Raw genomic sequence first — 10265 nt, forward strand, 5'->3', positions numbered from 1 at the left:
AATTTAGAAAATCTTTCGGATATGTCCTAACATTGTGACCAAATGTCATTTGCTCTTCCATTCTACACGACCAAACAAGCTTTCCATTCCAAACTGTTATATCGGGACAGCCGTCGCACATGTTTTGCCTTCCATCTTCAAGAAAATCAACCGGTTGTATTATCAGCACAGTTTGATAATGCAATTTCTTAAAAATGTTAAAAGGATTTTTGAGGTAATTGGCGGCGACTTTTCTCAAGCCTTTATCCATCAATCCTAAAAGAAGCATCGATCTTCCAGTTCTTGTCATTTTTGGGTGAGCGTATGCGAGGTACTTATCATTCCACAAATGATAAAACGTTTGCACGATTTCCATTCCCTTCTTTCCCATATAACCAAAAATTTTATTCGGTGTGCCGATTCGTCCTGTCAGCAGCCACTTGAATGAATCCGCTTGTTCCGAACCATTTAAATAAGCACAGGGTTCAAATTCGGGATAAGTCTTTCTGATTTCATCTACAATTTCCTGAGCTTTGATATCGACACGTTCTTCAATTTCTTCGTTATACACAAGCTGGCTCATATCGATTTTTTTGGGACCTAGATAAAAATCGACCTTATCATTGTTTACTGCACGGTAAATGATGTAAACCATCACTTGAACAATATCGATATTTCTTTGTGCCCATTTGGTTAATTCAGGAACATACTGCACAGTGTCTTCATATATCGTAGCATTGAAGGCGCAGGATATGTTTCTTGCTTCAGCAAGCATTCGTGCAAAATGATAGCGGAGTTCATTCAGTTCGATTTCATTTTTATTTTTCCATCCGGGTCTTCCCTGCTTGCTATCAATATGAAATGTGAATCCAAATACACCTGCTTTTTTTAATTCGAGCAATAATTCTTTTGTGAGCAGTCCGCCGTTTGTATTGATGATCGGTTTGATGTTCATCTCTTTAATGATTTTTACGATTTCAACATTTCAGGATGTGCCAGTGGATCGCCGCCAGCAATTGAAATTCCGTCGCATTTTCGAAGCCGTGTAAAAACTTCAAGTTCTTCTTTCACGACTTCCAAAGGTTTGTGACTGTTGTTTTCATTTCTACGGTAACAGCCATCGCAAGCAAGATTACAATTGAAAGTAGGCTCAAGCCAGGAGATTGAGTTATCAGCGAGGTTCCAAGGCAGGCGGTAATAATTCAGATGATTTAAGATAGTACTCATTTTCCCTCCAATCAATATCAATAGCTGCCCTGCTAGGGCTCGAACCTAGACTTTTCTGATCCAGAGTCAGACGTGTTGCCAATTACACCACAGGGCAAGACAATTCAAAATGTAAAATGTAAATTGCAAAATGAATTAGTAAACTTCCAAGACACTATTCAAATCGAAGAATTACTCTGTTCTAATATCTTTAAAAAAATAAATGAAAGCAAATCAAACAAATTGTTCATAGAACTGAAGCACTCGAAGTGCTCGCAGAGTGTTCCATCTGCTTGGTTTTCCAACCTTTTCCATTTCGAAATGCACTTCACCTTCGTGAGGAGCCTGCAGCAGCCAAGTTCCATTTATATATTGTTTTTTCTTGATAACATTGAGAGCATCACTCATTCGATGATCAAATTTAATTTTCGCTTTCTGAAAATAATCTAACGCTCTAAGAATGTCGTACCGCCATCGAGAAGGATAAGAAAGTCTCAACATTTTGGGATCAATTATTTTTCCCGTTCGATGCGATTTATAAAGATGATGAACGAGAAGAAATTCTATTCCCAATTTTTCAGCGAGAATAATTTCGTTCAGTCGATAATTCACACGACACGATTTGAACTCGTTCAATCCTTCTAAAACACTTAAGGTTGTATGCAAAGAACTATGTGATGCACCCTTGAGATAAGCACAGTTCCACCCGCCATCACCCATCTTAACTTCGAGTAGATAATCTACAATTAGTTTTAACCGCACATCATCAGGTAAAAAATAGGATGAATAATTTAGAATCATTCCATTGATGCATACATCGCTTTCGTGAATTGTTTTTGCTAAATTTATTCCACCTCTGGTGCCGACTGGTGCTCGCAGGACCAAATCGACACTCTCTTTTACAAGTGGGTTCTCTTTGGGGAATTCAAGATTGCGTAGATCGAGCAGGGTATAGTGAGTAGAAGTCCACTTGGGCTGATAATAACCTCTGCCCCAATGCCCATCACTTCTTCGTTTAGTTAATATTTTTTTCCCCCATCCTTCTAATTGAATTCTATTTTGGAGAGAAACTAATCCCTCCGCGTCTTGTTCCAGCAGATATTTTCGAGTTTGGAAGTGAAGAGAAATATCGGCGTCCAAAAGCCAATCGATAATTCCTGCTTTCAAAAAATTTTTATTGAGTGAAGAAAATTTCATTCCGTGAGTATTAAAATTTTTTTATGGTTTTTCACTGAATCAAGTGGTTCGATTTATTTTAATTTGTTCAATACCTTTAAATTTTGCAACTTTAAACAAATTAATTAGTGAATTTTTCGAAGCACGTATAGAACCATCTAATATATGCATTTATTTTTAGCTATAATTGGTACATACTTTTTTTCGGCAGTCTTTCAACAGAACATTTATTATGTCGAGAAGACGATCTCACTTCCAGCTTCCGCTTCATCTTTTAGCATAAATGATTTACAGCAATTTTACATCGTAAATAGTGAAGATAACGAAGTAATAAAATTGAATAGTGAGGGAAAAATTCTGAAAACTATCGGTGGATACGGCTGGACCGATGGCTTGTTCGATGATGCGAAAGCTGTTTGTGCTACTCAGCTTGAAGTTTTCGTTGCAGATTATGGGAACCACCGAATCCAAAAGTTTGATAAAGATTTAAATTTCATTGGGCAGTTTTCAATTTCCGGACGAGATTTAACTTCATTCAAGCTGGAGTATCCAATATCAATCGATCTTTCGACAACTGGTGATTTGTATATTCTCGACAGCAAGAATAAGCGAGTTATAAAATTAAATGGATTCAGTAAGGTAGAAAGAATTTTCGGCGGATTTGAGTCGGGAGATATTTTTCTCAATAAGCCTATTAAGATAAGGGTCGATGTCAATCAACAAGTTTATGTGCTCGATGAGTCCAAAATAAAAATCTTCGATCAATTTGGAAATCCAATAAGAGAAATTCAATTAGGTAAAATTCGAATAATCGATTTTGGATTCCAGAATGAAATTATTTTTTTAGTCAGTCAAGAAAAATTATTTCAATTAACGACGGATGGAATTCAACAAATTTTGATGACAGAAAAATTTGAATCACCGATAAAAGAAATGAAAATCAAATCTGATTCGATCTATTTATTGTTGGGTGATGAAATAAAAGTTTTGAGAAGGGGAAAATAAAAGCCGCCGTTTAATTATGCGGCTTTTAATACTCGACCGGATTTAATACAAGATGTACAAACGTTCATTGTCTTGACGGATTTTCCAACCTTTGCTTTAACCTTTTGCAAATTCGGTAACCATCTTCTTCTCGTACGATTGTGCGCATGTGACACGTTATTCCCGGTTACCGGTCCTTTTCCACATATTTCGCATATTCTTGCCATATTCTTTTCCTTTTTTGAGGTGCAAATTTAAGTAAATCATAACATTTATCCAAACAAACCACGGAAATCATAATTATTTGTTGTGAGTTTGAGAGCTGAAATGTGTCCATAATCTCAGCGAAACTAGGAAAGAGCTTGTCGAAGTTTCTGTCTAATCAGCGTCATCAACGTACTATCCCATATTTTTTTTGATTCATTTCATTGATTTTATACAACTAATAATCTAATATTGAATCAGATGACCGAGAAAAAAATTAATCTTTATTTGAATTTATTCTTTTCCCTGATTTTAGGATTGTGGATCACACTTTCATTTACCCCAATGATATCTCCAAATGAAATTATCTCACAGTTGTCAGCAAAATATTTGTACGGCTTGACTTGTCATCAAATTTCAGATAGATGTTTTGGATTCGACGGGATAAGCATGTTGATCTGTTCAAGATGTTTTGGAATATATACAGGATTGATTGCTGGAATTCTGCTCTTCTCAGTTTCAAAAATCAGAAGTAGATTCGATGGATTAATGTTCAGTAGCCAGCTTATAATCCTCATTTTGTTCGCTGCACCATTTTGTTTCGATATCATCCTAAGCAAGTCAGCAATGTATAATTCGGGGAATGCAATTCGATTTGTGACTGGATTTTTTCTCACCATTCCATTTTCTTTTTTCATTAAATCAAGCTTAACAAATTTATCAAAAGAAATTTACTACAAGACTAATTATGCAAAGTAAAAGACTATTACCTGCTCTCGTATGCGGCTTTGGAGTCGCAGTAATAAGCATTATCCCAATAATCCAAGCGATGAATTGCTGCGTGTTCACTCCTCTTGCCGGCGGACTTGGAGTTTATCTGGTTTTCAAGCAATCGCATGGTGATGAAGGTTTCAGACTTCAAACTTCAGAAGCGATGATCATGGGACTTTTAATCGGATTAATTTCGGGAGTCTTTGATGCTGTTTTTCAATCCATCATTATCGCTGTTTCAAAAACAAATCCAGTTGACGATGCTATTTTCATAATTAAGGAATATGTTCAAATAACAGATATTCCGAACATCATTCTGGATATGGCAAAGGAAATCGAAGAAAAAAGATTCAGTTTGGTGCTGACCATTTCGATCTTCTTTACAAATTTTATTGTGAACACAATTTTTGCTGCAATTGGCGGATTGATAGGGATTTCACTAATTAAAAAGCGGCTCAATGTCAGCTAAGAATACAGATTCTTTTTCCGAAGGGATCCCACCATTAGCAGTTCGAAAATAATTAAAAACAATTTTGATTTTGTATGATCACGGTATTTCTATTTTATGTTCATATAATTTTCAGTTTCTATATTTTCACAAAGCGATGGCAGGAAGAAAGTATCGTAGCGGCATTTGTAGTCATAGTTTTAATTGGAATTATCTTTTCGGTTGGCTGGACGCTTTCATCATTTATGTATCTCTTTTCATTGAGCCGTAAGGTTTCGGAAAATATTACAAACGAGATACAATCTTTTAACGATTCTTACTATAGTGGAATTCTTTTTCCAGACTTGTGACAACTAAAAAAAAAGTCCAAAAAAGTTTCGAATTTTGTTCAAAAACGATGTTTTTGAAATCATTTGTCATACTAAGCAATCAACTTGAGCCAATTTCACATAAGAGTTACCAAAACTTCCTCCGATGCGACAGCTATACAAGTCGTTCGATATGTAAATAGGAGAATGATTATCATTAAACATATCGGTAGCTCACACAATCTTGATGAGTTAAAAAAACTAAAACAACTTGCAAGCGGGTATATTTACAAACTAACAAAACAACAGTCGCTATTTCCAAACGAAAAACACTCCAACTTAATTCATATCAACGACATTCAATATCTTGGTTTCCGTTATGGTTTACTCTATGAAGTTCTTTATGCGTTATGCAAGAAATTCAGCTTTCATCGTCATAGGGATCAGTTTCTACTTGATCTGGTTATTGCAAGAATAATACAACCGGGATCAAAACTTCATGCAGAAGAGCATAACCGACGCAAGATTAAAGAATAGATTAAGTGGCGAGGAAATTATTCTTAGGACTGAACTCAACCCAGAGATAGATACAATGTTAAAGAAACTAAGAATTTGACCAAAAACTAATTTTTATAAACTAATTTTGTCATACTAAAAATCACAAGTCAGGAGACCAACGATTTTTAATATAATATATCAAAGCGAATACTTTATTAAGGAATTTTTTCTTGCCTGCAAATAATTTATGTTTACATTTTTTGCATCTAACCAATTCTCATGAGTGCCAAAAATCGATTAATTGACTATTTTTACAAGCGGGTCAAATTTCAATTTTACGATTAGCATTCATAAAGTTCTAGGGTTAAACAAAAGAAAATTTATTTCTAGCACAGATATTATTTAGTAGGACTACTGGACAAACGAATAATTAATGTTAAGCAACAAAATTCGTACAAACTAAATTTATTTTTTTATATATATTCTAAAAACTTGTTAGTAAATAACAAATATTTTTTTCATTGTTAGAGTTTATTTTTTTTTAATTTGATAACTCTTATCTGTATCATATTCTGAATGATATTTGCCGAAAGGTAATGTAATGAATATTTGACTATTAACTTTACGAGCGATTGGGATATAACTTTGCGTTGCTGTCTTAACAGCAGTAGTTAATACTTGGACTAATAAACCGGCCCAACCTTTAGCCCCGCCCGTCTCACCTGTCGTACTGACAGAGATCTCATCATCATAATACCATAGAATCTTGCCTGTGTGTGTTGATTGTAATTGACACGAGACTTTGACTGTAACGCTACCCGATGTTAATAAAAATTGAATATCCCATTTTTCTAAAGTTACGCTTAAAACTGCATCGGCACCAAAATATTCAAAAAATTTCTGTAGTGGGATACTTTCGAGTGTTTCAGTATCAAAAAGTCCCTCTTGTTGTAAAATATCATTTACGACCTCAATTGGTAATACGTAATATCCACTATTGGCCAGTGGCTCCGACACAGTAGTTGAATAATATTCTTTTGCATCAGATGCAGTAGTGTTATTGATAGGGGGCAAAACGAGTATTGTAATTGGCCGTTCAGAATATAATTCAGGGGAAAATTCTTCTTTTGTGATGTATGTATTGCATCCAAAAAGAACCATGAAGAAACTAAATGATAAAAACTTTAATACTATCTTCATTTTTTTCTCCTAGCAATTTCAGATTTCAAACGATAAATAAAAACTTTTGACTCCGGATAAAGTGATAATTCTTTATCCAAATATTCCAAGCCCTCTATTTCATGACCATCTTTTAGAAGAATATAACCATATTCAGCATATAAACCAGGTGGAACTTTTAAATTTAATCTATCAGATTCATCGAATATTAATAAAAGTTCTTTTTTATGATCATCTAGTGTTCTGTCATCAGGATTTTTTTTCAATTCATAAAGGGTTGAAGAATAATCACCCCAGTAAAAGGTAGTTTTTGGTGGAATACAACCTAGACATATTAAACAAACAGAAAATAATATTATGCGATAGATTTTCATGGTAACACTACCTCAAAAATAGTCTGGTTATCAACGAAAATAGTTCGATCCACAATTAGCCGATTATCGCGGTAGACTTTAATGTTATGCTTACCAGGTTTTATTTCATATAGTTCAATTTCAAGATTGTTGGGTATGCGGATACCCTCATCGACAGAAAATGTAATTAGCTCTTTGTTACCAACAAATTTCAAAAAACTTTTTTCAGATTTTTGTAATATACTGGAATTGTAACCTCCACATGAGATAACTAGTAAAGAAAAAATAATAATAATGGTTAATTTCATTATCATCCTCCATTTTAATTTTCTTGAATGTAAAAGTCATTAAAATCTGTTAATGGCAGTTCACCTGAAACTTTAACACATATTGAAAATTCAGAATTTACATCACCGGGTATTAAGGAAATTACCTTCAACTGCCCAACAGATGTACCAGGAAGTTCAATTTCAAAATTTGTTTGTGGATTAATGATTTTTTTCCCCCGTTTAAATACTGTGAAGATATCACCCTCTTTTATACCCTGAAGTGTACCACCAGCGATTAAGTAAGTATCATTTTCATAAGTTAAAAGATATGAACGCCATGATTTATCAAGTAAGCGTTCGGAGATGTTGCTGACAAGTTTTGATATAGCTGCTGAGATAACTTTATCATTGAGAGTTGCATCATAAGCTGCAGTTGTTCCCATACCTAGAACCGTTTCTGATTCTGATATTGCTTCGCCCTCACCTTCTTCCGAATATATTATCTGTCCAGTATTTACCTCAATAAGTCTAACGCTAACTTTTGCATAAGCTGTCTGCTTTTTAGTTCTACTAAAAATCCCAACATCACTTGTAGCCTTTCGGCCGAACTCAGTTACAGAACCAAGTATTAAATAATCAGCAGAAATGTCAAGAGTTCCCAAATTTCCGATTTGTTTTTCTCTATTGAGGTATTCTAAATCAGCTCGTTCTAGCATAATGAATTTTTCAGTTGAAGCTAATCTTGTAGAAAAAATATCCATGGCTTGTTTTCCAAGACGATCTTCATTTTTGTCATAGAAAAAGCCTTGCCCATATTTAGTTTCATTTGTGAATCGTGCAATAGCTACTTTTCGTTTTAGGCGTTTTTCAAATTTGCTGTCGTTGGTTTTGCTTATTTGAGGTTCATTTTCAGTCAAAGTTGAAGTAATGGGAGGTTTAACGCTAGAACATGAGAGAAGAATAAACGCTATCAAAGGTAGCAAGAGTAATTTTGATAATTTCATATAGCCGTCTCAATTTATTAATTGATTTTATTTAATGCACACTTCAAGAATGCAATCAAAAACCAAGAGTATTCACTGGTTAAAAAATGAAAACTTTAGTAACCAATGAAAAGTACATCTTATATAATATAATTATTTGTTTTAATAATTGCAACACAGCAAAAGAAAAAATAACAGAATTATGGAATTAAAGTTTTTGTGAAAATTTATTTTTTTGTTAAAGTATGAAGGATATTAAAAAAGAAGGTATCGTCGAATTGAGGGGAAATGATGTTTAAATTTCACATGACAAAACCATAAAACGTTTAAATCAAAATCATATCTTAATTCATTATTTATTTCTCCAAATATGGGCTGCTAGCTTCAAGAAGGGAGTTGGACTGTCCCACTAATCTCGCTTTAATGCCCCAATAGTCTAGTTACCTTCCTTTTCTTGACAGGTATAAAAGTCCATTTTTTGGATAAATCTCTATTAGCCAAAAAAAGCATTTTTTTAATAGCATCATCATTGGGGAAAATGCTTTTTTATTCAGTAACTTTTCAAACTGACGATGAACTGTTTTAACAGTCAGTCATTTGACGGCTGGTATAAATAATTTTTCTGATCTCTTCTGGGTATTTAAATAAAGTTGCAGCATGAACCCAGTTGTTTCTCCAGATTTTTAGTGTCAGCGAATACCTTGCTGACCAAAATTCCTCAAGTTTATCAAGAGCGATTAAAGCAGCTTCTTCAGTCAGAGCACTATAAATTCCTAACATATTTTTCATGAACGACTTCTGGTCTTTGCTATTAATGTACTTAAAAGTGTTTCTTATCAATTGAATAATACAGAGTTTGATTTCTGTCTTTGGAAAGACTGTGTTAATTGCCTCTGAAAATCCTCTAGGTCCATCTCTACAAGCAATGAGAATATCATTGGCTCCACTGTTTTTGATTTCAATCAAAACATTAAGCCAAATGTCAACTCCTTCTGATTCCGAAACCCATAAACCGAGCAAGTCTTTTTTTCCAGTTGTATCAATCGCTAAGTATGTATAAGCGGCTTTATTTATTGCCTTACCTTCGTTATTTAGCCTGTAATGGAGGCATTAAAAAATACAATTGGGTAAATTGATTCAACGGGACGATTATGCCATTCTTTTGCTAGATAGACGATTCATATTCTTTTCCCAACGATTGGAGCAAATGTATCGTTTGCTATCTCGCGGAACAATGATATCTAATTCACTATTTTCGTTTTTCAGCGTTTTGTTAGTTTTGCAATTATGACTATTACCGCTGTTCTTTCCAGCTGGTGAATATTTAATATAGCCAGGATGTTCGGTCAATTTGGCATCGAGCATTCCTTCAAGCGTTGCCTCGATTATTTTTTTAATAACTCCAGCTTCGCCCATAAAGTCTGATAGGTTTTAGCTTTTTTGAAATCGGCTTTAAGCTGCTCGATCATTTCAGCGGTTAATTCCATCGTGCAAATCTCCTTTCTGATTTGTTAATAATTTAGTGAATTATTTTAACAGGTAAATGTTGTTTCGCTACGCCCAACAGCATTTAGATCAACTCCTTATTAACCATTTACACAGTATTATTTGCACTCCCTTTTCCAAATTCAAAATGAATATTCATGTTCCACAATATTTCAAGCAAATAATCTTCAGAGTAGATAAATCAAATAGTAATTTTACCCCTGGTTGATCGATAATCTATTGTATAACATGAATAATGTGCTTTCGTCTATAAACTCTTATCGCAAGAAACTCGTGTGATTTACTTTCTTTCTTCGTAAATTGATTTTGAAAATATGATAACAGCTTTTTTCTTTTATGTACATATAATATTTGCACTCTACGTCTTCACAAAAAGATGGCAGGAGGAAAGTCTCGGTGCC

At 34.1% G+C, this 10265-nt stretch carries 13 protein-coding genes, 1 tRNA gene and 1 pseudogene; 5 read left to right on the forward strand and 10 right to left on the reverse strand.

Going from position 1 to position 10265, the window contains the following annotated elements:
- The 3 genes and pseudogenes from FJ213_11765 to FJ213_11775 all read right to left on the reverse strand — a co-directional run bounded on the left by FJ213_11765 (position 1) and on the right by FJ213_11775 (position 2382).
- Positions 1 to 1206 (reverse strand): annotated as a pseudogene (locus FJ213_11765) (radical SAM protein).
- 21 nt (positions 1207 to 1227) lie between these two features.
- Positions 1228 to 1303 (reverse strand) — tRNA-Gln (locus FJ213_11770).
- Positions 1304 to 1419: 116 nt separating this feature from the next.
- On the reverse strand, positions 1420 to 2382 hold the full coding sequence (locus FJ213_11775) for a hypothetical protein (GenBank protein ID MBM4176830.1): 963 nt from the start codon (positions 2380 to 2382) through the stop codon (positions 1420 to 1422).
- Between the two features lie 144 nt (positions 2383 to 2526).
- Between FJ213_11775 and FJ213_11780 the strand changes: the two genes are divergently transcribed.
- The gene (locus FJ213_11780) at positions 2527 to 3366 is read left to right on the forward strand and encodes a hypothetical protein (protein ID MBM4176831.1); all 840 of its coding nucleotides are present in this window, start codon (positions 2527 to 2529) and stop codon (positions 3364 to 3366) included.
- A 14-nt stretch (positions 3367 to 3380) separates the two neighbouring features.
- Here the strand turns inward: FJ213_11780 and rpmB are convergent, their stop codons facing one another.
- A complete protein-coding gene (gene rpmB, locus FJ213_11785; protein ID MBM4176832.1) occupies positions 3381 to 3572 on the reverse strand; it encodes a 50S ribosomal protein L28 in 192 nt (63 codons plus the stop codon).
- 238 nt (positions 3573 to 3810) lie between these two features.
- Here rpmB and FJ213_11790 point away from each other — a divergent pair, with 238 nt between their 5' ends.
- The 4 genes from FJ213_11790 (at position 3811) to FJ213_11805 (ending at position 5613) form a co-directional block, all read left to right on the forward strand.
- Positions 3811 to 4308, forward strand: coding sequence for a DUF2085 domain-containing protein (locus tag FJ213_11790; GenBank protein ID MBM4176833.1), 498 nt, complete (start codon positions 3811 to 3813; stop codon positions 4306 to 4308).
- Entirely contained in the window at positions 4298 to 4789 is a 492-nt protein-coding gene (locus FJ213_11795) for a hypothetical protein (GenBank protein ID MBM4176834.1), read from the forward strand. The genes FJ213_11790 and FJ213_11795 overlap by 11 nt, the downstream gene beginning before the upstream one ends.
- A gap of 74 nt (positions 4790 to 4863) precedes the next feature.
- Complete coding sequence (locus FJ213_11800) at positions 4864 to 5118, forward strand: hypothetical protein (protein MBM4176835.1); 255 nt, start codon at positions 4864 to 4866, stop codon at positions 5116 to 5118.
- A gap of 84 nt (positions 5119 to 5202) precedes the next feature.
- Positions 5203 to 5613 carry a hypothetical protein gene (locus tag FJ213_11805; protein MBM4176836.1) on the forward strand — a complete coding sequence of 137 codons (411 nt, stop codon included), beginning with the start codon at positions 5203 to 5205 and terminating at the stop codon, positions 5611 to 5613.
- Between the two features lie 492 nt (positions 5614 to 6105).
- On the opposite strand, the gene FJ213_11810 is transcribed toward FJ213_11805, so the two are convergent.
- The 6 genes from FJ213_11810 to FJ213_11835 all read right to left on the reverse strand — a co-directional run bounded on the left by FJ213_11810 (position 6106) and on the right by FJ213_11835 (position 9774).
- Complete coding sequence (locus FJ213_11810; GenBank protein MBM4176837.1) at positions 6106 to 6774, reverse strand: hypothetical protein; 669 nt, start codon at positions 6772 to 6774, stop codon at positions 6106 to 6108.
- Positions 6771 to 7127 (reverse strand): DUF4810 domain-containing protein, encoded by a 357-nt coding sequence (locus tag FJ213_11815; GenBank protein MBM4176838.1) that lies wholly within the window; start codon positions 7125 to 7127, stop codon positions 6771 to 6773. Before FJ213_11815 ends, FJ213_11810 begins: the two co-directional genes overlap by 4 nt.
- On the reverse strand, positions 7124 to 7414 hold the full coding sequence (locus FJ213_11820; GenBank protein ID MBM4176839.1) for a hypothetical protein: 291 nt from the start codon (positions 7412 to 7414) through the stop codon (positions 7124 to 7126). Before FJ213_11820 ends, FJ213_11815 begins: the two co-directional genes overlap by 4 nt.
- Positions 7415 to 7428: 14 nt before the next feature.
- On the reverse strand, positions 7429 to 8379 hold the full coding sequence (locus FJ213_11825; protein MBM4176840.1) for a curli production assembly protein CsgG: 951 nt from the start codon (positions 8377 to 8379) through the stop codon (positions 7429 to 7431).
- A 561-nt stretch (positions 8380 to 8940) separates the two neighbouring features.
- Positions 8941 to 9378, reverse strand: a complete 438-nt coding sequence (locus FJ213_11830; GenBank protein ID MBM4176841.1) for a hypothetical protein — start codon at positions 9376 to 9378, stop codon at positions 8941 to 8943.
- Between the two features lie 129 nt (positions 9379 to 9507).
- A complete protein-coding gene (locus tag FJ213_11835) occupies positions 9508 to 9774 on the reverse strand; it encodes a hypothetical protein (GenBank protein MBM4176842.1) in 267 nt (88 codons plus the stop codon).
- Positions 9775 to 10265: the final 491 nt, after the last annotated feature.

This window comes from Ignavibacteria bacterium (assembly GCA_016873845.1).
Classification (GTDB): Bacteria; Bacteroidota; Ignavibacteria; order Ch128b; family Ch128b; genus JAHJVF01.